The organism is Pararhizobium capsulatum DSM 1112 (genome assembly GCF_030814475.1).
GTDB classification, from domain to species: Bacteria; Pseudomonadota; Alphaproteobacteria; order Rhizobiales; family Rhizobiaceae; genus Pararhizobium; species Pararhizobium capsulatum.
Genome location: NZ_JAUSVF010000002.1, coordinates 967,993 through 991,281, shown reverse-complemented (window position 1 = coordinate 991,281; position 23,289 = coordinate 967,993). Strand labels below are relative to the sequence as shown.

Sequence of the window (23,289 nt, the reverse complement as noted above, 5' to 3'; positions counted from 1 at the left end):
AAATAAATCAACCGGCCTGGTTCCGCTTTCGCGGGTAGCTGATGATAGATAGGTAACGAGCCGGCAGATGAACCAGTTCCTGCGGTCCGTGCGGTGAATCGGCATCGAAGAACAGGCTGTCACCCGGTTGCATGGTGTAGAGTTGATCGCCGTGGCGGTATACCACTTCGCCTTCCAGCATGTGCAGGAACTCCATGCCCTCATGCTGGAACGTCGGGAACACATCGGACTCGGTCGTCAGCGTTATGAGATAAGGTTCGACAGTGACGCCGCTGGTATTGTTGGCGATGTGCCCGAGCAGGCTGTACTGATGCCCGGCGCGTGTCCCGCGCCGCTCGATGTTCACGCCCTCTCCGGCTTTGACGAAGGTTGCGTTATGGGGTTCCTCGAATCGGCGAAAGAAGGCCGTGAGCGGCACGCCGAGGGCTCGGGTCAATGCCTGCAGCGTGGTCAGAGAGGGCGAAATATTGCCGTTCTCGATCTTTGACAGCATGCCTACCGAAATGCCGGTCGCGGTTGCGAGGTCGGTAACGGTGATGCCGAGCGCCTTGCGATAGGTCCTGACCTCGTGGCCGATCGCCATTTCCAGGTTATTTTCCCGGGGCTCGCGAACCCGGTGTGGGTCCTGGGACAGGATGGCCTGCTTCTGTCCATTCTTCTCGTTCTTATCGGTCATCGCTATCTCCTATGAGATATGTTCTCTACAGGAAACAACTCGTTATTCGGAAGAAATTTATCCTGCTGTGGGAAATCGACGCCGCGGCGAAGGAATCATCACCCTTTGGAAAATTTTTGGCATTTCGCGGCATGATCGTCCATGGTGCTGGCCGCGACATTGATGAGCTCGAGGATGTCGGCAGGCTGATCTGGACACGGGAGATCACCGTGTGCGGCACCCGGACGATGTTTTCGGGCGCTAGGAAGAGCTTTTCATCAACGTGCCGAACGGCGGCGGCCCAGCTCAGAGAACTTGTCGTCGCCGGTGAACTGCCGCTCGGCGAGCAATTGTCCGAGCGCAAACTTGCCGCGGCCTTCGGCGTTGCAGGCCAAGATCGCGGGGCTCAGGACCCATTTGTCGGTCAAGCCGCCTCACACTGACCGCCCCTATCACGAAGATATCGAATCATCGAGAAATTGCGGGCAGGTGATTTGGAGGCCGCTATCGCCCGTCTTGCAGCATGTATCGACCGCTCGCGCACAACATTAGCGCTGGTAAAGGAGACCACGAGCGGTCGGAGTCGTCATTTCCGTTGGGTTACATGAAGAACGCGATCGCGGGCTGCGAACCATTCCTGCGCGTAATCATCATTTTTATACTCTTCGAAATAGGGGCCACCATCTGTGAAATGGACGAGGTTAGCGTCTTCACTATGTTCGTATTCGTTCACCAGCCAGTTCCAGCTCGGAGGCAGTTCGCCAATCAAATCCTCTGATTCAAGCCATTTGAATTGGTGTAATTCAAGACCGGTAGCAGTATTAACATAGTCAAGATTCAGTTTTTTGCATTTGGCGTTGTTGAAAAGGATGACGCTTGACCAATTTTTCTTCTCGTATTTTGTTTGAACTTGGCCAAGAAATTTCGTCTCGACTTTTGGAACATAGCTATGCTTAACGCACATCGCCGCGTAACGGTCATCGCGCAACTCCCAAAGCTTTGCAATGTCGGTGCGCATCAGCATGTCGCAGTCGGCGAACAGTGACCAGCCTTCATAGTTACTCAAGTGAGGGACAAGGAAACGCGAAAACGAAAATTCCGTTGACTGCAATGGATTGCGTTCACGCGTGAAGATTTTTCCGAGATTGTCTAAGACGATTGGCGTGAACGAAACCGGGATGGAGCTTTTTTCTAAGATGCTCTGGCAAAGTACGTGATAAGCGACAACTTCTTTGCTGTCGAAACCGATATATATATGAGCAGTTTCCGTCATAATCTTTCCGTTTCTGAAGTTTCCGTTGCGCCAACAGCGGTGAGGCAAATGGTGAGTACCCCGGGTTTATACCCTCATGGGTTACTGCCTACAATTCGTCGCTGTAATCCTTCTGTCTCTCGTGAGAAAGAAGTTTCGAGGGCTCCTACAAGATATACCTTTGCCCCGGGCTGCAAGTACCCAATAACGCGTCGGCGCAAAAAAGGAGCTCCTTCCCCAACATTTGGAACCGTGCCCCACGCCTGCGGCTGGATTTGATTCGACCGATACTGGCACTCGCAACAGACCACTGTATTGGCCGGAGAGATTATATTATTGACCCCCTCTAACGGCGCAAAATTAGTTTCCAGCAACTGACTTTCCGTTCCGCCCCCGGAATACCATCTGCCGCGACTTGCAAAGATGCACGTGTTTCGGATGGGATATTGTCCCCCAAGAGTTGGTCGACGACGACGTGATATCAGCGCAGAATAACTTTAAACGCTGAATCGAAAATAGGTGAAAGTATTTCTGCTCCTTGACGTGATAGATGATCTTCATCCTGGTACATTACTTTTCCATCAATAATGACTCTGCACTTCTGTATGTCACATAAATACGTCATAGGATCTACAAGTATAGATCCGGTATCTTTAGAGATTGTATTTAAGATCTGTCTGGCAAGCGCTTGTCGTCTCACCGTATATCCAATGGGCGGGGCTATTTCCAATGTCGTACCCGTCATTTTAGCCTGCGCAAGCGCCTCAGGGGCCATGAGGCCGGTTTCAGGAACATCCATGACAAGAATCGCCCGGGTCCGTTGATCAGAAAACTCCTGAATGGTTTTGCGCAGGCTTGCCTCCACGGGCGCTGACCAGTCGGAGAAGTCCGGCTTGATCTTGGCATCAAAATAAACTCCTTCTCCCGGCAATTCTGTCCGGTGAACGTATTTCGGCCAATATCCCGCCAGGAAGACAAAAGGAAATTTTCGCCGCCGGATCAGGTCCACGACCGCATTGTTGTACTCTTTGCATCGGTCGAGCACTGCTTGCGGTCCGAAAGCCGCGTCCGGAAGCGGAGGGCAGGAAGCTCGCCCGACGAAAAGGCCTGACGTTCCACTCTGGCGCGCCGCCTTGTCGATGGCGGGCGCGATCGCCGCAGCATGGGAATCGCCCCAGACGAGAAACTGGATCTTTTCCTTGTCGCCTGTGCCCATTGTGCAGAGCTTTCCCGCACGGATGGCATCAGGCGAGAGACCCTTTCCATCGGAGTCCGCGAAGCACGCCTCGGAGAAGAACGGGCTTTTGTCATAGGTTGCTGCATAGAGCTGATAGACGTCTTGCGGCAGCCTTTGCGGAATTCCCTCGAGATTTTTGACCGTGATCCCAAAGACGACGGATGCTAATACTGCGCTGCTGCTTAAGCCGAAAATCACAGTACGGGACGACGCCCAAACGCCGTAGCGCGCTGGCTGTTCGATGAACCGCCACGACAGATAGGCGAGCCCGAAAGAGACGGCGATGACTTGCAGGCTGTTCACGATCGTCAGATCGTGGCCAACCGCAAATCGAACAAAAACAATCAACGGCCAATGCCAAAGATAGAGCGAGTAGGAGATACGACCGATGGCAATTGAGGCACGATTGTTGAGAATGACAGCCGGCAGCCCGTCGCTACAGCGCGCGTGGATGACCAGCGCCGTGCTGAAGCAGGGAAGGGCGGCATATAAACCTGGGAATGGAATATCTGAAGAGTACAAGAATACCGCAAGCAGAATGCCGCCTATCCCTAGGAGACTAAGATATTTCGACAGGGCTGCAGGATAGTTCGGGCGCGGAACCAAGGCGACCAGCGACCCGGTCAACAACTCCCATATACGGAACTGGAGAAGATAGAAGGCTTTCTCAGGCGAGCGGAAAACCTCCCAGCTGCTCGCGGCAAGCGAAACCAGAAGCACCGCCAACAGAATTGCAGCCATGTGCTTTCGCGCAAATCTATGGGCTGCGAAAAGCGAGATCGGGAAGAGGATGTAGAATTGTTCCTCGATCGACAGCGACCACGTGTGAAGCAACGGCTTCATTTCAGCCGCGATGTCGAAATATCCGCTTTCGCGCCGGAAAAGGATGTTGGACGTGAAAATCGCGGCGGCTTTGACGCTCTCTGCGAAGTACACAAATTCCTTCGGCATGAGTAGAAACCATGCGACGGCAGCGGTGGTAGCAATCATGGTGAACAATGCCGGCAGGATGCGGCGGATGCGCCGCAGATAGAATTGCCAGAAACTGAAGTCGCCACGCTCAAGATCGGCTAGAATGATTCGCGCCATGAAGAAACCGGAGAGCACAAAGAAGACATCGACGCCGACGAACCCGCCCTGAAACCAGGCCAGGTCGGCATGGAAGAATAGCACCGGCAGAATTGCGATCGCTCTCAGCCCGTCGAGATCGGGCCTGTACTCTAGATGCCTGGTGGCCAATGTTTTATCCGATTTCGAGTTCTGCGCCCCGCCAGGGGCGGTCTTGCCATGCATTGCAACAAAACCGGTGTTCCCGTCCAGTCTCGAACGTAGATTCCTGCGCGATGCGTTGGAATTGGCGGGAAGACCCGGTGCACAGGCGAAAAAACCTCTAGCACTTTCGGGAAAAACTTGGTCTAAATTTTCCTGCTGTATAAAAGCTTTCTCTGCAGGCCGTTATTGATCACGCAACCCGATCATCTTCAGTCTTTTCGCACGGAACACCGCAGGTGGCTCGTCAATCTTGGGATTTTGGACAAGCCGTGGCTTCTGTTTGGCTCCGCTCCTGATCCGACACTCCCCGAGGATATCCTCCGGCACTGTGCCCGCGTAGATATCAACAATTCCGGGAAAATGGCAAATATGCTGGGATTGCCACCGGCGGACCTGACATTTCGTAAGAAAAAGAAATCCTGGGAAGAGCATCCCTTTGTGAGAACGCGCGGGCTTTTGTGGCTGCATACACGCCCGTTGTGGATCATGCGCGTCAAGCTCCTTTTCAAGCCAAGCGTTCAATACAAGAGCCTGATGCGTGCCACGAAGAGCGACCGCGAAGCGATTGTTCAGCTTGTCAGCGGCGGGCTGCCGGCAGATGTCGGTGACGTCGGCAAGGTGACTAACGGTGTCGCGGCACTCTGCTATGCACTTTATATGGGTGTACCGTCCGTGACCTTGTCCGGCTTTTCCCTGACTAAGATGGGTCATTCCTACAATGACAAGGGAAGTGTGCGACGTCAGATCGAGGAGGATACCTTCGTACTCACTCAACTGCGAAACCGGGGAAATGTGTTTACGACCGAACGCGAACTGTCCGAGCACGTCGGCATTCCGCTCGCCCGGACTTACACCGACATCTCCGGTTCAAGTCCGCCGATCCTAACGAGATCACCGTAGAATACCGACACGCTCGCTGATCGTCGCGGCTTGCGCGAGAAAGGGAACGATAGTCATATCATGCCGGTCCATAGGGGGATCCCCATGTCTTCGGAAACCGCCGGATCCGCAGTGTACAAAGGACGCCCATCCGCCAATAACTTCGCGACGATCTGCTTGTCCATCTGCACATGCGCGCGCACCAGTCCCTCCCGATTGTAGGCGTGACCCGCCAAATTGGGATTGATGCCGGTGATGATGACGGCGGGCGCACCATTGTGAAGCGCAAACAACACCGCATTCATTCCGTTCGAGCATTTCGATTCCGTGTCGAGTTCGAGCGACTTGACGCCGGCAACGCGGTCCATCAGCGCCATTCGTTCATAACGGTCAACGATCTGCAGGCTGTCATACCTGAAATCGAAGTTGCGCAACCCTTTTTCAAGCCGCGGCCGATCGTCCTTGCGCCAGAGAAAGACGTACAATGCGCCTGTGCGCTTCCCGGACAGGACCCGTCGAACCTCCACCGCGTTCGTGTTTGTCCCTTCTATCTGGTTGAATTGCAGGAAGGTGATATCCGGCGCCGCTATGCCCCAGGACTTGATAACCGATTGTGAACCGTTAATGGTCATGACGGCAAACTCCGGCTCCCACCCCGCCGGCTTGTGCGAGACGGGTGCGGAACCAACGACCACTACCGGCCGCGTGAAGGGCGCCGGGGCTGTAGGGGGTGCTGGGCGGGTCAGCCGGTACTTGATATTCCGGTACATCCGCTTGCGCGTATCCGCCATCCACGACGCCATATGATTATCTCTCGTCACGCTTCGTGCCGCCTTTCGATCGAAGGCTTATCAGTCCTGCTTTTCACTCTTGCGCTTCTTTAAAAAGCCGGGCTTCAACCGCCGAAGAAACAGGTCCGCCGAGCGCAGTACATTTGTCAGCGAGATAAGTTTGTCAACCTGCGCATCCGTCTCGCCCAGCCGACGGGAGACAACTTCGGCGAACGTCGACGAAATCTCTGCACCGGAAAATTCCGGGAACCGCGAAGCCAGTTGTGCATAGCTGTTGATGGCAAGCCCATCATGCATCGATACCTTGCCGGCCCGTGCACAAAGCCGCAGAAAGACTTGTTCGAACGTCCAGTCGTGGACGGAAACGACCCGCCATTTAACGCTGCGCTTGGCGGAAAAGCCCGCGAGGACGATCTCAGCCGGGATTTTCTGATCGACCAGCCAAAAACTTATTGCAAAGCCTGTCGTCGGCACTTTTTCGGAAGGATAGAAATCGGCGCAGAAATCGGTCAGGTCCAGGTGACCTGTCGGCGTATTCAGATAGTCCTCCTGGGTGTTCAGCTTCTCCGCCCTTTGTAGGCGCACGTTCATGATTCCCAGGAAACGCTCCGGCGCCAATAGTTTCACAACGTCAGCGACTTCCCCGCGGTAGACGATGTTGGCACCGTTAGGCTGTGCCCGCGAAATCAGCAGAGAGTGCCCTTCAAAAGGCTGCTCCAGGACCTTGTACACCTTGTTGAAGAAGACGAAGAGCGCCGTATCCGGATAAACTTTCTTCAGCGCCGCAATATCGGTCGCCTCACTGTTGGCAATCAGGACGATATGGGAAAAGGCGGAAAATAATGTCCGCCAGTCTTCATTCGTCTTCAAGCTCGCCGTCGTCATGGGATTGGGCAGGTTCATGCGTCTTCATTCCTGAACTCGGCCGTGTTTTACGGCCTCTCGTTCCAACCTCTATAAGCTTTGGTCTTGCCAAAGCAAAGCAATGGGCGCCGCTGAAATGGTGAGTAGGTGGCAACGCGCTGCTGGACTGGTTTACGGACGTGCATTATATGCGAACGGAATGATAGGGAGCCGTTGGGCGATATGTTTGGGTGGAAGGCGAACCGACATCTTACAAGGGAACTAGAGATTGAGCCGCCCGCGCCGGAGAAGAACCGCCAAGGCATCGCCATCGTCGCCTGCGTCAAGAACGAAGAGACCTACATCGAGGAATGGGTGCGCTTTCACCGGGCGGTCGGTGTCCGGCATTTTCATATCTACAATGACGGATCGACGGACGCGACACTCGATGTGCTTCGCAATATCCTGTCTCCCGCGGAACTGACGGTCGTTCCCTGGAAAATGCGCATGCAGGACAGCCGCAGTGGCGAAATCCTGAATGGCCAGAACATTGCCTACGCCCATGCTATATTGAACTTCGGCGGTCGCTATCGGTGGATGGCTTTCATCGATGTCGATGAGTTCCTTCTTCCGCGCAAGGGCCAGACGCTTGATAGTGCCTTGCAGGGCGCGAGCGGTTTTCCGAATGTCTCATTACCATGGCATATGTTCGGCCACAGTGGCCACGTCTCCCGGCCATCACAGCCCGTATCGCTCAGCTACACCATGCGGGTGCCCGATCCGATGAGACAAAATCTCGACGCCAGCAACTTCAAATGTATCGTTGATCCCGTCGAAGTCACGGGAGTTAGTGTCCATCACTTCAAGACGAGGGACCATGGCGACGTCACCGTCAACGATGCGGGCAAGAAATTTTCGAGGCGCGGGCGAAAGATGAGCGAATTCTATTCTTCGGAATTCATCCAGCTGAATCACTACTATGCGCGCTCGAAGGAGGAACTGCAGGAAAAGCTCGATCGTGGCTGGTCCTTCGACAGCTCGTCGCAAAAATACCAGCAGAAGGTTCTGGCGACGATCCGGTATATCGAGGACAACGTCATCGAAGATCGGCGGATGGTGGATTTCATCAACGAAAATGCTATTGCCTTACGTGGCTAGATGCCGGGACGGCAGATGTATCATCAGGCGAGGTAATTTCTTGAGTGTGGATCAGGGCACGCACACCGGCAAAGGCAAGCCCGACGTCGATTGCATCTGGGCTGTTACGGAAAGCAAGGCGGGAACGCTGACGCAGTGCCTCGGCGTGGCAAAGGAGCTTAATCCCGCTCCCCAGGTAAAGACGATCAGCCGATCGCGTGGGATCAGGAAATGGTTCGAACCCCCCCTGTTCCGGCGCAAGGAACAGGAGCCCGTCGTGCTCGTGTCCTGCGGTTTCCGGTCCGAACCGCCGGTACTCGAAATCAAGGCAACCTATGGCGGTCGGCCCATAGCGGTTCATCTTCAAAAGCCTCGTATCGAGGGATACGACATGGTGTTCGTGTCCCGCCACGACTGGGTTACCGAGCTGGACAGTCTGCCAAACTATTATCCGATGGTTGGCGTTCCCCACCAGATCACGCCCGTGCGTTTGAAAGCACTGAGGGACGATGCCAGGGCGCGTTTTGCCGGCGACGGGCGACGAGTTGTGGCGGTGTTTGTCGGCGGGTCGAACGGTGCGTATCTTTACGACGACAAGACGCATAAACACATCGGCGATGCCATCAAACATCTGGAAGCCGAAGGCTGGCGTGTCCTGGTTTCCGTTTCACGCAGATCGGAAGAGGAGACGTTGCATTCGCTTCTGAAGCTTCGCTCGGCAAATATTAATGTTTGGGACCGGAACGGTGAAAACCCGTATCTCTATTATATGGCCGCCGCCGACGGATTCCTGATCGCAAAGGACTCTATCACGATGCCCTGCGAGGCGCTGGCGACCGGTAAGCCAGTTTATTCGCTTGATTTGACGCAAATTCCAGGCCCGCGGCTTGAGAAATTCGAGTTCTACCATCGGGATTTGGCAGAAACGCTTCAACTGACCAAACCATTCCGCGGCAAGATCGAATCCTACGACTATCAGCCGCTGAACGAAACGCGGCGGATCGGATCGATCATTCGATCTGCGCTGAAGGCAGCAGTCTGATTCCAGCCTTCATCGCGTGCGGCGGCATGTCCGCTCTGACATATCTCTTCTCGATTGCATCCGGGAAGAAAACTGCGCGCGAAAATCACGGCTCAAGCACCCTTCGACAGGTGCGGCACCAGAAGATAGTTCAATGGAAACGACCAGCGTCAAATTTCGGAAAAAGGAGGAGCCAACGTCGGGAGAAATGGTAATGCCACGGGGCGCGTTGCCGTCGATGAAGCACTGCTCGCCGCAATACCAGTCCACGATGCTCGGGTCAGCGCAGAATTCTCCTGCAACGTCACGAGATTTCCGATGGGGAATCCAGAAGGGGTATTGCTATTGAGAGAAGGTTTAGTGTTGCAACTGAGCGACGGCTGAGCTTGAGCGGAGCGATTGGGGTGGCGCGAGGGCTCGCTAAGACTGTTGCGAAGCTCTATACAGTCGGTTGCGTGTCTCTTTTGCCCGGCGCGTTGATCTGTAACAGGAGCCGGCTTTTTGAAGTTGAACAATCGAAGGGTGGGCACAGCCGAGTCCGAAACGCTTGCGATCCTCAGGCGCGTCATCGCCGAAAACGGCCGGGAACACATTCGTGGTTATGCCTTCGCCATCGTGTGTCTTGTCGTGGTGGCGGCAACAACAGGCTTCACCGCCTGGATAATGGAAACCGTCGTCAATGAGCTGTTCGCCAATAGGCGCGGTGACATCGTTCTGCTGGTCTGTGGTGCCCTTTTTGCTGCCTTTGTCTTGAGAGGTTTAGCGACATACGGACAAGCTATGGCCTTCTCGAAGATCGGCAACAATATTGTAGCGAGCTACAAGCGCCGACTTCACTCCCACCTGATGGCGCTTAGTATAGGCTATTTTCAGGAGCAGCGTTCCGCGCGCCTCCTTGCAAAAATAAACCAGAACGTTTCGGGCATCCGCGACGTCCTGAACATGACGGTCACCTCGATCGCCCGCGACCTCCTGACACTCGTCGCGCTGATCGGCGTGATGATTGGCAAGGACTGGTTGTTGACTTTGATTGTTTTCTCCGCCGCGCCGCCGATGCTCCTTGGCCTGCGCTACATCTCCAAGCGCCTCCGTCTGGCGACGCGTGAATCGGTGGAAGTCAACAGCCTTGTTTTCGGAGCGATGCAGGAAGCAATACAAGGCATTACCATCGTCAAAGCCTTTACAATGGAAGACGAGTTGCGGCGTAAGGTCGAAGCGATCATCGACCGCGCCGAGAACCGCGCCAACCGTATCGCGCGCTTGAGCGAACGTACCGCGCCGATGACCGAGACCTTCGCCGGCTTGGCGATCTCCAGCGTGTTCGCATACGCCGCGTTCCGCACGATCTACGGCAATATTCCTCCCGGCGCCTTCTTAGCCTTCGTCACCGCGCTTCTCATGGCTTACGACCCGGCTCGGCGGCTGGCGCGCCTGCAGGTGTCGCTGGAGCGCGCCGCCGTTAATGCCCGCATGCTTTACGAGATTCTCGACACTGTGCCGCATCAGCGCGACCGGGCGGATGCGACCGAGCTGAAGCTTGGGCAGGCGCAGATCGAGTTCCGCAACGTTCATTTTGGCTATGCGACCGGCGGCGATATCCTGAAGGGCGTGAGCTTTGTCGCAGAAGGCGGCAAAACCACGGCCCTCGTCGGCCCGTCGGGCGCTGGCAAGTCGACGGTGATCAGCCTCATCCCGCGCTTCTACGATCCCGGCTCGGGCGAAATCCTCGTCGATGGGCAAGACATCGCCCACGTCACCAAACAATCGCTGCGCAACGGCCTCGCCTATGTTTCGCAGCAACCTTATCTCTTCGAAGGATCCATCCGCGACAACATCCGCTACGGCCGCCCCGGTGCGACCGATGATGAAATCGAGGAAGCAGCAAGGCTGGCATACGCCCACGACTTCATCCTTGCGCAGCCGCAGGGTTACGACACGCCCGTCGGCGAAAACGGCGTGACGCTATCGGGGGGCCAGCGTCAGCGGCTCTCGATTGCCCGCGCCCTGGTGCGCAAGGCGCCAATCCTGCTTCTCGATGAGGCCACCTCGGCGCTCGACACCGAATCGGAAGCAGCCGTGCAGAAGGCGCTCGACCACGCGATGTCGGGACGTACGGTCGTCGTCATCGCTCACCGCCTGTCGACGATCGCCAATGCCGACAAGATCATCGTGATGCGCGATGGGCTGGTCGTCGAGGAAGGTACGCATAAGGAGCTTGCGCGGAGGCCAGACGGTCTTTACGCCCGCCTGCACAATCTTCCTGGCGATATTGCGGAAATAGCCGCGGGTGCAGACGCCCTCTAACTCCCGCTATCCGCACGGGTGCGGAGAGAACTCGCCGTGGATCGATATCTTCAAAGGAGAAAATTCGATTTGGCATTGCCTTTGGCAGGCCCGCCCGCCGTAAGTCACGATAATATGTGCAGTTTTGTCTACAATATATTTCTGAAATTGATAGCATCGAGGTATTTGTGGGGCATATCCCGCAACGCGCCGGACATGCGGTCTGGACGCCCTTTCCGCCGATCAGCAGGTCGGCGGCTGAGGTGGAATGACCGGTTCGTCGAAGGTGCGCAGCAGCTTGCCCCAGCCGGGGTCATGCATATGCGGTTGCAGGCCGGCGCGTGCGGCGAGCGCCAGCGCTTCCTGCTGGCCGAAGGTGATGGCCGCATCAACATCGGTGGTCAGAACCTTGCCGCCTTCCATCAGGATTTTGCCGTCGACGATGACCGTATCGACATCGCTTCCAAGCACCTGATGGATAAGCCGGTGAAGGGGCATCCACATGGGCATGAGATGGGGCTTGCGCATGTCGATGATGGCGATATCAGCCTTCTTGCCGATTTCGAGCGAGCCGATCTCGTGTTCCATGCCGATAGCGCGGGCGGCATCGATAGTGATCATTTCGAAGACCTTGCCGGGCGGCAGAAGGTAGCGGTCATGATTGTGGAGCAGGTGCTGGGTGAACTGCGCGAGCCTTGCTGTCTGCAGCATGTCGAAGTGCCGGCTCGGCGCTGCGCCGTCGGTGGTGATTGCAACGCGGATACCCTTGGACATCATCTCCATGATTGGTGTCGAGCGGCCAGGAGGGGCGTGAGTGACGTGGGTACCGGTCTCGGCGAGGATGTCTATCTCCTCGTGTGAGATGCCCCAGCAGTGCTGGAGGTGGATATCCGGCCCCAACAGCGCATTTTCCTTGTCCTGGTAGGCCATGCGAATTTGGCCGGCAAAGGCGTCGGAATGCATCCGGACGCCCCATTTCCGGGCGGTTTCGCGCACACGGCGGGCCTGCATTCGATCGTTTTCGGTGAGTTTCACCGCCTGATCCGGCGTCGATGCATTCGACGGCTCAACTGATGGGACGATCGTGAACGGCGTCACGAACACCTTGATACGACCGCCTGCACTTCCATTCAGGGCCTCGATGACCGCTTCCGTGCCCTCCATCATCTCTTCGAAAGAGACGTTGCGCCGCTTAGGCTTGCCGCTCTCCCAGCGGGTCACGGGATGCGGCCAGGGCTGGCCCGACGGGCCGACGCAGATGATCTCGCGCAGACCGATCTCGCTATAGGCGCGGGCGTGATTGATGGCGAAGACCGGGTCGTCCGCGCGCGGCATGGAGGTGATGATGCTGGCGCCGGTCGTGACCCCGGCACGAAGCCGTTCAATGCCGGAGACGAGGCCGTCGGCATACCAGTAGTCGCGCGTCACATAGTGGTAGTAGGTCGGGGTGACGACACGCATCCACATCGAATTGGTGTCCGCGGCGATGCTGCGGATCAGCGCATGGCCGGCATGGCCGTGGGCATCGATCAGGCCCGGGATGATCAGCTTGCCACGGCAATCGATGACCTGTTTGTCCGCGTGTCGCGGTACCAGATCCTCGGCTGTGCCGATGTCGATAATCCTGTCATCGGTGATGGCCAGCGCGCCGTCTTCGATGATGCGCCGCTCGCGGTCCACTGTTACGATTGTGCCGTGAAGCAGCAGGAAATTTCCCATCCCGTTTTTCTCCTCTTTTCGCAACCACCGCCGCTGGCGATCTTCGTGCCGATTTTTGGTTACGATAATTGTCAACAATATAATTGACAATAGAGATGGACGAAACAATACTCCCCTTCGCTGAGGGCTTCGCAGCCCGGACTCAACAACGATCAATAAGGGGGGAAACATGTCCCGCGTAAAAAGCTTCATTCTTGCCGCGCTCGCTGCGGCTGCCATTGCTGTGCCGGCCCGTGCGGAGACACTTCGCTGGGGCGGGCGGGCCGATCTCTACTCGCTCGATCCCTATTCGGTGCCATCGACCTCGAACCTCGCTTTTCTCAACCATATCTATGAGGGCCTGGTGCGCTATGGGCCGGACTTCCAGATCGAACCGGCGCTCGCCACCGAATGGAAGCTGGTTGACGGCAAGACCTGGCGCTTCACCCTGCGCAAGGGCGTGAAGTTCCACGACGGCGCCGATTTTACGGCCGACGACGTGGTCGCTTCCTTCACCCGTGTTTCCGATCAGACCTCGCCGCTGCGCGGCAACATCCCGCTCTATGCCGGCGTCACAAAGGTGGATGACTATACCGTCGATCTCACTGTTACCGCGCCGACCTCGCTGTTCCTCAACGACATCACCAACATCTTCATCTTCGATGCCGGCTGGCTGAAGGCCAACAACAGCGAAAAGCCGACGGACGTCGCCACGAAGACCGAAGGCTACACGACCATGCACACCAACGGCACAGGCCCTTTCAAGCTTGAAAGCCGGGTGCCGGACAGCAAGACGGTTCTTGTCGCCAACGAAGGCTGGTGGGATGAAAAGAAGCACAATCTCGACCGCATCGAATTCATGCCGATCACCTCGGCCGCAACCCGTGTCGCGGCCCTTCTCTCCGGCGAGATCGACCTGATCGATTCCGCGCCTATCCAGGACTTGCCGCGGCTTGAATCCTCGGCGGGCATCACCGTCAAGAAGCGTACCGAGCTGCGCACTGTCTTCCTCAACTTCAACCGCAAGGAAAAGCTGGAAGACGGCCGCCCGAACCCCTTCAACGACATCCGCGTGCGCCAGGCCGTCGAAGCCACCGTCGACCGCGACCTGATCAACAAGAAGGTCATGCGTGGGCTCGCCCGTCCGTCCGGCTCGCTGATCGCCCCGGAAATATCCGGTTACGATAAGTCGCTCGACACCTACGCGCCGGCCGATCCGGAACTCTCGAAGAAGCTTCTCGCCGAGGCCGGCCAGTCGGATCTCGCGTTCACCTATACCTGCATGAACGACGAGAGCATCAACGAAGAAGACATCTGCTCAGGCGTCGCCAACATGATGAAGCGTGGCGGCTTCAACCCGACGATCGATATCGCGCCACGCGCCGTGCAGACACCGAAGCGCAGCGCCGGCAAGGCTGATATGTTCAACCTCAGCTGGGCAAACGAGCCGACGCTCGATGCCTATTCGCTGCTGGCGCAGGTGCTGTCGACCAAACAGGGCGCGATGGGCGTCTCCAACTACGGCAACTGGTCCAACCCGGCGCTCGACAAGCTGGTTGCCGCGGCTGCGCAGGAGCCGGACAGCACCAAGCGTATCGCTCTGGAAGGGCAGGCGCTCAAGATCGCCAAGGATGAAGTCATGCTGATCCCGCTGCACCAGCAGCCGATCGCCTGGGCCATGCTCGGAACCGTCAAAAGCGTCGACTTCCGCGCTGACAACAAGCCGCGCCACTGGCTTACCCAGATGGGCAATTAAGGCGATAGCCTGAGTTTTTGACAGGACAAGAGCGTCTCATGACCGCGTGAGGCGCTCTTTTCATATGTTTTGGACATTCAGCCGGACATGCCATGACATCCCATGACATCCCATGCTCTCCATACACTCACTCTCGGCGAACGGCCGGCAGGCCGCACACTGCTGACGGCTGACTGGCTGCTGGCCTGGCGCGAGGGCGGCCACCGCCTCGTGCCAGGCGGCGAGATGGTGATGGAGGACGGCGCGGTGATCTATGCCGGTCCGTGCTTTCGCGGGGAGGTTGCCCGCCGCATCGATTTCGGGGCAGCGCTGATCAGCCCCGGCCTGATCGATCTCGACGCGCTTTCCGATCTCGACACCTATACACTGGTTCTCGACAATCAGCCTGGATGGGCGAGGGGCCGTATCTGGCCGCGCTCCTATGTCGAGCGCGGGCCTTATGAAATGTACAGTCAGGAAGAACTGGCTTTTCAAAAGAAGTTCGCCTTTGGTCTTCAGCTTCTGAACGGCGTCACCACGGCTGCACCCGTTGCCTCGCTCTATTATCGCGAATGGGCCGAGACAGTCGCGGAGTTCGACGCGGCTGCGGATGCGGCGGGCGAGCTGGGTCTTCGGGTTTTCCTGAGCCCGGCCTATCGCTCCGGCGGCATCGTGCTGGAAGCGCCGGGTAAGATGGTTCCGGTCTTTGACGAGGCGAGAGGGCTTGCCGGCCTGAACGATGCGATTTCCTTCATCGAGCGGCAGCAGGGCCGTCACGGTGGCCTTGTCAACGGCATGCTGGCGCCGGATCGCGTCGAGACCTGTACGCTGGAGCTTTTGCAGCGGACCATGGCGGCAGCCGGCGATCTCGATTGCCAGGTGCGGCTGCATATGGCGCAGGGACCAGCCGAGCTCGAAACGATGCGGGCCCTGCATGGTGCGACCGGGCCGGGCTGGATGGCAAGCCATGGCCTGCTCGGCGAACGGCTGATCGCACCCCACGCCACCTATGCCACCGATGAGGACCTTCGGCTTTACGCCATCAATGGTGTTTCCATCGCCCACTCGCCGATGGTTTCGGCCCGCATGGGCAGCGTTCTGAATTCCTTCGCGTTATGTCGCAGGCTCGGCATCAATATCGGCATGGCGACGGATACGGCGCCGCCCGACATGCTCATGAACTTGCTGATGGGGCTCGTTACCTGTCGCATCAGCGAAAAAAAATCCGATGCAGTGCTCTCTGCCGACCTGTTTAACGCGGCGACACTTGGCGGTGCCAAAGCGCTCGGCCGAACCGATATCGGCAGGCTTTGCTCGGGCACCCGTGCCGACGTCGCTGTGTTCCGTCTCGATGATCTTTACATGACACCCAGCGTCGATCCGATCACGACGCTGGTGCTCGGCGGTTCAGGCAAGGTCACGCAGGCCGTCTTTGTCGACGGACGGATTTCCATGCTGGAAGGAAAGCTTTCGGGCTTCGACATGCACGCGGCGCGCAAGCAGGCCCAAAGCCAGTTCGAGGGGCTCCTTGCCAAGTATCCTGAAAGAAGCTGGGAGCATCCCCCGGTAGAGGCATTGTTTTCACCGGGCTATTCGTTGTGGACAGACAAAGGCGACAAAGAATGTTGAGGAAATGGCGTACTGGTCTTCAAAAATTGTCTACAATTAAGTTGACAAGATTCGAAACCCTGATTTAATGCCGGATGACGAGAACAAGGGAGGTTGTGTGCGAGGAGCGCTCGTCGTGCGGGGGCTGAGGCCGCTGCGGTTTGGGCTGTGTGCCGGCCGGTTGTACCTTGGCATGTGCCCCCAAAATAACCTTCCCCAACATTGAATGTCATTGATCGAACCGTCCGGGCGGCGACTGCCGGAGGCCGGAGCGAAGCCGAGAGGTCACTATGCTGGTTTTCATCATCAAGCGCCTCGGAAATGCAATCCTGGTGATGCTTGCCGTCGCCCTGCTTGCCTTTCTGATCTTCCGGCTCGCGGGCGATCCCGTCGAGCTGATGGTGGGCGAGCAGACGTCGCAGGCGGACAAGGATGCGCTGCGCGACCGCCTCGGCCTTAACGACGGTCTGGTGGTGCAATATGCACGCTTCGTCACCGATGCGGCGCAGGGAAATTTCGGCGTTTCCTACCGTAACGGACAGAAGGTGCTGCCGCTGATTGCGGAGCGCTTTCCCGCCACTCTGGAGCTGGTTCTGGTGGCGACCATCATCTCGCTGGCGGTTGGTCTTCCACTCGGCGTTCTGACCGCGATCAGGCGCGGAAAATGGTATGCGGAGGGCCTGCAGTTCCTCTCAATTGTCGGGGTGTCGCTGCCGAGCTTCGTCGTCGGTATCCTGTTGATCCTCGTCTTCTCGGTGATTATGGGCTGGGCGCCTGCCTTCGGTCGCGGCGACGTGGTGCAGCTCGGCTGGTGGTCGACCGGCCTGCTCACCCCTTCCGGTCGCGCAGCGCTGATCTTGCCCTCGATTGCGCTGTCGCTTTACCAGATCACCCTTGTGATGCGCCTTGTGCGGGCGGAGATGCTGGAAGTGCTGCGCTCCGATTTCGTGAAATTCGCCCGTGCCCGTGGCATTCCGCGCTGGCGCATCTATTTCCGCCATGCCCTGCGCAACTGTCTTATGCCCGTCGTCACCATGACGGCCATGAATGTCGGCTCGCTGATCGCCTTTGCGCTGATCACCGAGACCGTGTTCCAGTGGCCGGGCATGGGCATGCTGTTCATCCAGGCCGTGACCTTCCTCGATATCCCGGTCATGGCCGCCTATCTCTGCATCATTTCCTTCATCTTTGTTGTCCTCAACACGCTGGTTGACATCGCCTATGCGGTGATCGATCCGCGCTTGCGTACCGCACGCTAAGAAACGGGAGCCGGTTCGATGACCAGGGAACTTTCGCAAACGACCAAGGCCGTCCGTCCTTCGCTCTTGAAGCGCATCCGCAACAGCGATGTCTGGTGGTCCTTCACCCAGAGCAAGTCGGCAAAGATCAGCGCCCTGCTTCTGGCGATCCTGATCCTGACGGCGGTCTTTGCGCCGTTGATCGCGCCGCAGAATCCTTATGACGGGGCCTCGCTCGACATGTGGAAGGCCGAGCTGCCGCCGATATGGCAGGAGGGCGGCGAAATGCCGTATCTTCTCGGCACCGATACGCAAGGCCGCGACATGCTCTCCGCGATCCTCTATGGCACCCGCATCTCCATCGTCATCGGCATGGCCTCGGTCGCGCTGTCGCTGGTGATCGGCATGACGGCCGGTCTGGTCGCCGGTTATTTCGGCGGCTTCATCGACAATCTGCTGATGCGTATCGGCGACATCACGCTGTCGATCCCGACCATCCTCGTCGCCATCCTCGTTTCGACTGTAGTGCGCCAGATGCTTCCGGAATACCTGCGCGATGCCGGGGCCTCCGCGGTGCTGGTGCTCGCCATCGCGCTGTCGGCCTGGGTGCAATATGCGCGAACGGTGCGTGCCCAGGCGATTGTCGAAAGCGGCAAGGACTATGTGTCGGCGGCCAAGCTTATCGGCGTGCCGGCGCGGCGCATCATGGCCCATCACATCCTGCCCAACACGCTGACGCCGATCATGGTCGCGGCCACCCTCAACTTCGGCATGGCGATCCTGACGGAGGCGACGCTGTCGTTCCTCGGCATCGGCATGCCGCCGAGCCAGCCTTCGCTCGGAACGCTGATTCGCATCGGCAACCAGTTCCTGTTTTCCGGTTCGTGGTGGATCGTCCTGTTCCCCGTTGTTCAACTCTGCCTGCTGGTCGTCACCGTCAACATGCTCGGCGACTGGCTGCGCGATGCGCTCAATCCGAAACTGAGGTAAGTTCCATGCACGATCTCTTGCTCCGCAATGTCAGGCCGATGGCCGGCGAAAGCTGCGACATCCTTATCAAGGACGGGAAGATAGCCGGCTTCGGGACATTCGAGGCTGCGCCTGGCATGGCCATCGAGGATGGCGCTGGCGCGATCGTGGCGCCCGGCCTGATCGACGCCCACACCCATCTCGACAAGACGACCTGGGGCATGCCCTGGCACGTCAACAACCGCGCGGCGATCCTGCGCGAGCGGATCGATTTCGAACGTGAAAACCGTCTCGATATCGGCATCGACCCGCATCGCCAATCCATGCGCCACGCGATCGGGCTCGTCGCCCATGGCGGCACCCATATCCGCAGCCATGTCGATATCGACCCGACCCATGGGCTTTCTCTGGTCGAGGGCATCTGGGAGACGCGCGAAAAGCTGAAGGGCATCATCGACATCGAGATCGTCGCCTTCCCGCAATCCGGCGTCATGGTGATGCCTGGCACGGTAGAGCTTCTGGACGAAGCGCTGCGCCAGGGCTGCGAAGTTTTGGGCGGCATCGATCCCTGCGGCATCGACCGCGACCCCAAGGGCCAGCTCGACATCCTCTTTGCGCTGGCGGTCAAGCACGGCGTTGCGATCGATATTCATCTTCACGAGGCCGCCGATCTCGGCGCCTTCACCATGGAACTGATTTTCGAGCGCATCCGCGCCAACGGCATGGAAGGCAAGGTGGCGATCAGCCACGCTTTCGCGCTCGGCATGAATGACTGTCTGAGGGTCGGCAAGCTGATCGAGCAGATCGCCCGCCTCGACGTCGCGATCCTGACGACCGGTGCACCTTCTGCCAACGTGCCTTCGATCATGCGGCTGAAGGAAGCCGGAGTGCGCGTCGGCGGTGGTTGTGATGGCATTCGCGATACCTGGGGTCCCTGGGGCCAGCCGGACATGCTGGACCGCGCCAAGATCATCGGCATGAAGAACGGGCTGCGCTCGGATATCGAGCTTGCCCATGTGCTTCACGTCGTTTCGCAGGGCGGCGCCGATGTCATGCGGCTTGAAAACTATGGCCTGGATGTCGGCTGCAATGCCGATTTCACGCTGCTGACCGGCGAGACGCTCGCCCACGCCGTCGTCGATATCGCGCCGCGGACACTGGTCCTCAAGGGCGGCCGGGTCACCGCCCGTCAGGGCAAGGCGGTGGTGGAGATGCCGTGATGAGCGAAGCTTTGGCATCTCTGGCGCTCGGCCGTCGGCCCGAAGGCCGCACGCTCGTTACCGCGAGCTGGGTGGTCGGCCACAAGGATGGCAGCCATCGCCTTCTACGCAACGGCGAGGTGGTCTTCGAAAATGGCGAAATCCTCTTCGTCGGCCATCGTTTTCCCGGCGAGGTGGCCCGTCGTATCGATTTCGGCAATGCCCTGATCAGCCCCGGCCTGATCGATCTTGACGCGCTTTCAGATCTCGACACCACCATTCTCGGCATTGACCATCATCCCGGCTGGGCCAAGGGCCGCGTCTGGCCGCGTTCCTATGTCGAGGCTGGCCCCTATGAGATGTACAGTGAGGCCGAACTGGCCTTCCAGAAGCGTTTCGCCTTCGGTCAGCTTCTCCTGAACGGCATTACGACCGCAGCGCCCATCGCTTCGCTGTTCTACCGCGAATGGGGAGAGACCGTGGCCGAATTCGACGCGGCGGCAGATGCCGCCGGGGAACTCGGCTTGCGTGTCTATCTGAGCCCAGCCTATCGCTCCGGCGGCATGGTGGTGGAAGAACCCGGCCGTGTCGTACCGGTGTTCGACGAGGAGCGCGGCTTCCAAGGGCTGAAGGACGCAATCGCCTATATAGAACGGCAGAACGGCCGTCACGGCGATCTCGTGCGCGGCATGTTGGCGCCCGACCGGGTCGAGACATCGACGCTGGCGCTGATCCAGCGCACGGACGCCGCCGCCCGCGATCTCGATTGCAAGTTCCGTCTGCATATGGCGCAAGGCGCCATGGAGGTCGATACCGTGCGCGCCCTCTATGGCTCAACCGCCCCGGTCTGGCTGGCGAAGGCGGGTCTACTCAGCGACCGGCTGATCGCGCCGCACGCCACCAACGCGACCGAGGAAGACCTAGCGCTTTATGCCGAAAACGGCGTTTCCATCGTGCATTGTCCGCTGGTTTCGGGCCGTGGCGGCAGCATCCTTTATTCCTTCTCCGCCTGCCGCAAGCGCGGCATCAATATCGCCATGGGTACGGATACGACGCCGGCCGACATGCTGATGAACTTGCTTGCCGGAATGATCACCGGCCGCATCGCCGACCGCGCGCCCGACCAGCTGCGCTCGGCCGATCTCTTCGATGCCGCTACGCTCGGCGGTGCCCGCGCACTCGGCCGCCCGGATCTCGGCCATCTCTCGCCCGGTGCCCGCGCCGACATCGCCGTCTTCGATCTCGACGATACGGTCATGGCACCGTCCATTGATCCGATCACGACGCTGGTCACCGGCGGTTCCGGCAAAGTTACCCGCTCCGTCTTCGTCGATGGCCGCGTCTCAATGCTGTCGCGCAAGGTGGCGGGTATCGACATGGAGAAGGCGCGCGTCGAAGCGCAGGCCCAGTTTGACGGGCTGATCGCCAAATACCCCGAGCGAAGCTGGGCCAATCCCTCGGTTTCGGACATCTTCCCGCCGAGCTATCCGATTGAGGTGGACACACATGGGTGAAGCACAACAGGCGGTCATCGACGTCCGCAATCTCAAGGTAGAGTTTCCGGGGCGCCGTGGCACGGTGACGGCGTTGTCGGATATCAGCCTTTCGATCCGCGCCGGCGAAATCCTCGGCGTCGTCGGAGAATCCGGGGCTGGCAAGTCGATGACTGGACTGGCGATCCAGGGCCTTCTCGAACGGCCCGGTCATATCGCCGATGGCGAAATCTGGCTCGGCAACCGCCGTATCGATACGCTCGGCGACCGAGCGATGGAGCAGATCCGGGGCCGGGAGATCGGGGCGATCTTCCAGGACCCGCTGACCTCGCTCAACCCGCTGTTTACGGTCGGGGCGCAACTTACCGAAACAATCCGCCAGCATCTGCCGCTCGGCAAGGCGGAGGCGCGGGCGCGTGCCGTGCAGTTGCTGCGCGATGTTGGCATTCCCTCGCCGGAAGAGCGGGTCAATCATTATCCGCACCAGTTTTCGGGCGGCATGCGGCAGCGCGTGGTAATCGCGCTTGCGCTTTCGGCGTCTCCGAAGCTGATCATCGCCGACGAGCCCACCACGGCGCTCGACGTGTCGATCCAGGCCCAGATCATTTCCCTGCTGCGCCGGCTCTGCAAGGAGAAACAGACTGCCGTCATGCTGGTGACCCATGACATGGGCGTCATTGCAGAAGCTGCCGACCGCGTTGCCGTGCTCTATGCCGGCCGCCTCATCGAGATCGGCCCGGTGGAGCAGGTGCTGCATTCGCCGCGCCATCCCTATACGCAGGGGCTGATGGCCTCGATCCCGTCGCTTGGCGCACGGGTCGAAAGGCTCAACCAGATCGACGGCTCTATGCCGCGCCTCGACGCCATCCCGAGCGGTTGCGCCTTCAATCCGCGCTGCCGCTCCGCCGGCCCGCGCTGTCTCAGCGAACGGCCCGAACTGATAGCCGTCGGCGAAGGCGCTAGCGCCTGCTGGCTCAACGCGGGAGGAACAGTATGACCGCTCAGAAAACGCCGGCCCTGACCGTCAACGGCTTGGTCAAGATCTTCGACGTCTCGGCGCCCTGGCTCAATCGTCTCATCGAGCGCAAGCCCCGCCAGTTCGTGCAGGCGGTCAACGATATCGACTTCACGGTGCCGGCCGGCGGCTGCCTTAGTATCGTTGGCGAGAGCGGCTGCGGCAAATCCACCGTGGCGCGGCTGATCACCGGTCTACACAGGCCGACTGGCGGCGAAGTCCGCTTCGCGCCCGGCCGCTCCGGCGCGCCGCTTTCGGCCCAGATGATTTTCCAGGATCCCTATGCTTCGCTCAATCCGCGCTGGAGGGTGAAGAACATCATCGCCGAACCCTTGCGCGAACTGAAGCTGCGCGAGACGCCGGCCGAGGTCATCGAACGGGTCGAGGAGCTTCTGCTCACCGTCGGACTGTCCGCTTCTGATGGTGAAAAATTCCCGCATGAGTTTTCCGGCGGCCAGCGTCAGCGTATTTCGATCGCCCGGGCGTTGGCGAGCGAGCCGGAGTTCCTCGTCTGCGACGAGCCGACGTCGGCGCTCGACGTCTCGGTGCAGGCGCAGGTTCTGAACCTCATGCGCCGGCTGCAGGATGAACTGGGTCTCACCTATCTTTTCATCAGTCACGACATGAGCGTGGTGCGTCACATGTCGGATCGCATTGCCGTCATGTATCTCGGCCGCATTGTGGAAGAAGGTGACACCGAGGAGCTTTTCGCTCGTCCGCGCCATCCCTATACGCAGCTTCTGCTGCAGACCATTCCCAATATCGCCGAGCCGCGTCGTGACCGGGAACTGGCGAGCGGCGAGGTGCCGAGCCCGCTTAAACCTCCGTCCGGCTGTACCTTCCATCCGCGCTGCCCGATTGCTACGGCACGGTGTTCGGCGGAGGTGCCGGCAGTTCGCATGCTTGCAAACGGCACACGCGTCGCCTGCCATCTTGCGACCGGCGATACCACAAGTGCCTGAGG

At 58.9% G+C, this 23,289-nt stretch carries 19 protein-coding genes; 13 read left to right on the top strand and 6 right to left on the bottom strand.

Features of this window, described 5'->3' with window-relative positions:
- Nucleotides 1-7: 7 nt before the first annotated feature.
- The gene (locus QO002_RS24870; RefSeq protein WP_307234898.1) at nucleotides 8-676 is read right to left on the bottom strand and encodes a helix-turn-helix domain-containing protein; all 669 of its coding nucleotides are present in this window, start codon (nucleotides 674-676) and stop codon (nucleotides 8-10) included.
- Between the two features lie 11 nt (nucleotides 677-687).
- Between QO002_RS24870 and QO002_RS30960 the strand changes: the two genes are divergently transcribed.
- Complete coding sequence (locus tag QO002_RS30960) at nucleotides 688-1,098, top strand: GntR family transcriptional regulator (RefSeq protein ID WP_370878578.1); 411 nt, start codon at nucleotides 688-690, stop codon at nucleotides 1,096-1,098.
- Nucleotides 1,099-1,241: 143 nt separating this feature from the next.
- Here QO002_RS30960 and QO002_RS24860 read toward each other — a convergent pair whose 3' ends face one another.
- A complete protein-coding gene (locus QO002_RS24860) occupies nucleotides 1,242-1,928 on the bottom strand; it encodes a glycosyltransferase family protein (RefSeq protein ID WP_307234895.1) in 687 nt (228 codons plus the stop codon).
- A gap of 460 nt (nucleotides 1,929-2,388) precedes the next feature.
- On the bottom strand, nucleotides 2,389-4,437 hold the full coding sequence (locus tag QO002_RS24855; protein WP_307234893.1) for an acyltransferase family protein: 2,049 nt from the start codon (nucleotides 4,435-4,437) through the stop codon (nucleotides 2,389-2,391).
- A 165-nt stretch (nucleotides 4,438-4,602) separates the two neighbouring features.
- Here QO002_RS24855 and QO002_RS24850 point away from each other — a divergent pair, with 165 nt between their 5' ends.
- On the top strand, nucleotides 4,603-5,316 hold the full coding sequence (locus QO002_RS24850) for a hypothetical protein (RefSeq protein WP_307234891.1): 714 nt from the start codon (nucleotides 4,603-4,605) through the stop codon (nucleotides 5,314-5,316).
- Between the two features lie 53 nt (nucleotides 5,317-5,369).
- Here the strand turns inward: QO002_RS24850 and QO002_RS24845 are convergent, their stop codons facing one another.
- Both QO002_RS24845 and QO002_RS24840 read right to left on the bottom strand, forming a co-directional pair.
- Nucleotides 5,370-6,098, bottom strand: a complete 729-nt coding sequence (locus tag QO002_RS24845; protein ID WP_307235085.1) for a membrane-anchored protein — start codon at nucleotides 6,096-6,098, stop codon at nucleotides 5,370-5,372.
- Nucleotides 6,099-6,146: 48 nt separating this feature from the next.
- A complete protein-coding gene (locus tag QO002_RS24840; protein WP_307234889.1) occupies nucleotides 6,147-6,989 on the bottom strand; it encodes a 3-deoxy-manno-octulosonate cytidylyltransferase in 843 nt (280 codons plus the stop codon).
- Nucleotides 6,990-7,172: 183 nt separating this feature from the next.
- Here QO002_RS24840 and QO002_RS24835 point away from each other — a divergent pair, with 183 nt between their 5' ends.
- The 3 genes from QO002_RS24835 (at nucleotide 7,173) to QO002_RS24825 (ending at nucleotide 11,391) form a co-directional block, all read left to right on the top strand.
- Nucleotides 7,173-8,087: a glycosyltransferase family 92 protein gene (locus QO002_RS24835; RefSeq protein WP_307234887.1), complete on the top strand. Its 915-nt coding sequence runs from the start codon at nucleotides 7,173-7,175 to the stop codon at nucleotides 8,085-8,087.
- A 46-nt stretch (nucleotides 8,088-8,133) separates the two neighbouring features.
- Entirely contained in the window at nucleotides 8,134-9,108 is a 975-nt protein-coding gene (locus QO002_RS24830; protein ID WP_307235082.1) for a mitochondrial fission ELM1 family protein, read from the top strand.
- A gap of 480 nt (nucleotides 9,109-9,588) precedes the next feature.
- Entirely contained in the window at nucleotides 9,589-11,391 is a 1,803-nt protein-coding gene (locus tag QO002_RS24825) for an ABC transporter ATP-binding protein (protein WP_307234885.1), read from the top strand.
- 222 nt (nucleotides 11,392-11,613) lie between these two features.
- Here the strand turns inward: QO002_RS24825 and QO002_RS24820 are convergent, their stop codons facing one another.
- Nucleotides 11,614-13,089, bottom strand: a complete 1,476-nt coding sequence (locus QO002_RS24820; RefSeq protein ID WP_307234883.1) for an amidohydrolase family protein — start codon at nucleotides 13,087-13,089, stop codon at nucleotides 11,614-11,616.
- A 169-nt stretch (nucleotides 13,090-13,258) separates the two neighbouring features.
- On the opposite strand from QO002_RS24820, the gene QO002_RS24815 reads away from it, so the two are divergent.
- From QO002_RS24815 to QO002_RS24780, 8 genes are all read left to right on the top strand, one after another.
- Nucleotides 13,259-14,824, top strand: coding sequence for an ABC transporter substrate-binding protein (locus QO002_RS24815; RefSeq protein ID WP_307234881.1), 1,566 nt, complete (start codon nucleotides 13,259-13,261; stop codon nucleotides 14,822-14,824).
- A 102-nt stretch (nucleotides 14,825-14,926) separates the two neighbouring features.
- Nucleotides 14,927-16,432, top strand: a complete 1,506-nt coding sequence (locus QO002_RS24810; protein ID WP_307234879.1) for an amidohydrolase family protein — start codon at nucleotides 14,927-14,929, stop codon at nucleotides 16,430-16,432.
- Nucleotides 16,433-16,701: 269 nt separating this feature from the next.
- Complete coding sequence (locus QO002_RS24805) at nucleotides 16,702-17,670, top strand: ABC transporter permease (RefSeq protein ID WP_307234877.1); 969 nt, start codon at nucleotides 16,702-16,704, stop codon at nucleotides 17,668-17,670.
- Between the two features lie 18 nt (nucleotides 17,671-17,688).
- Complete coding sequence (locus QO002_RS24800) at nucleotides 17,689-18,639, top strand: ABC transporter permease (RefSeq protein WP_307234875.1); 951 nt, start codon at nucleotides 17,689-17,691, stop codon at nucleotides 18,637-18,639.
- Between the two features lie 5 nt (nucleotides 18,640-18,644).
- On the top strand, nucleotides 18,645-19,838 hold the full coding sequence (locus QO002_RS24795; RefSeq protein ID WP_307234872.1) for an amidohydrolase family protein: 1,194 nt from the start codon (nucleotides 18,645-18,647) through the stop codon (nucleotides 19,836-19,838).
- On the top strand, nucleotides 19,838-21,331 hold the full coding sequence (locus tag QO002_RS24790; RefSeq protein ID WP_307234870.1) for an amidohydrolase family protein: 1,494 nt from the start codon (nucleotides 19,838-19,840) through the stop codon (nucleotides 21,329-21,331). The genes QO002_RS24795 and QO002_RS24790 overlap by 1 nt, the downstream gene beginning before the upstream one ends.
- Nucleotides 21,324-22,307: an ABC transporter ATP-binding protein gene (locus tag QO002_RS24785; RefSeq protein ID WP_307234868.1), complete on the top strand. Its 984-nt coding sequence runs from the start codon at nucleotides 21,324-21,326 to the stop codon at nucleotides 22,305-22,307. Before QO002_RS24790 ends, QO002_RS24785 begins: the two co-directional genes overlap by 8 nt.
- The gene (locus tag QO002_RS24780; RefSeq protein WP_307234866.1) at nucleotides 22,304-23,287 is read left to right on the top strand and encodes an ABC transporter ATP-binding protein; all 984 of its coding nucleotides are present in this window, start codon (nucleotides 22,304-22,306) and stop codon (nucleotides 23,285-23,287) included. Before QO002_RS24785 ends, QO002_RS24780 begins: the two co-directional genes overlap by 4 nt.
- Nucleotides 23,288-23,289: the final 2 nt, after the last annotated feature.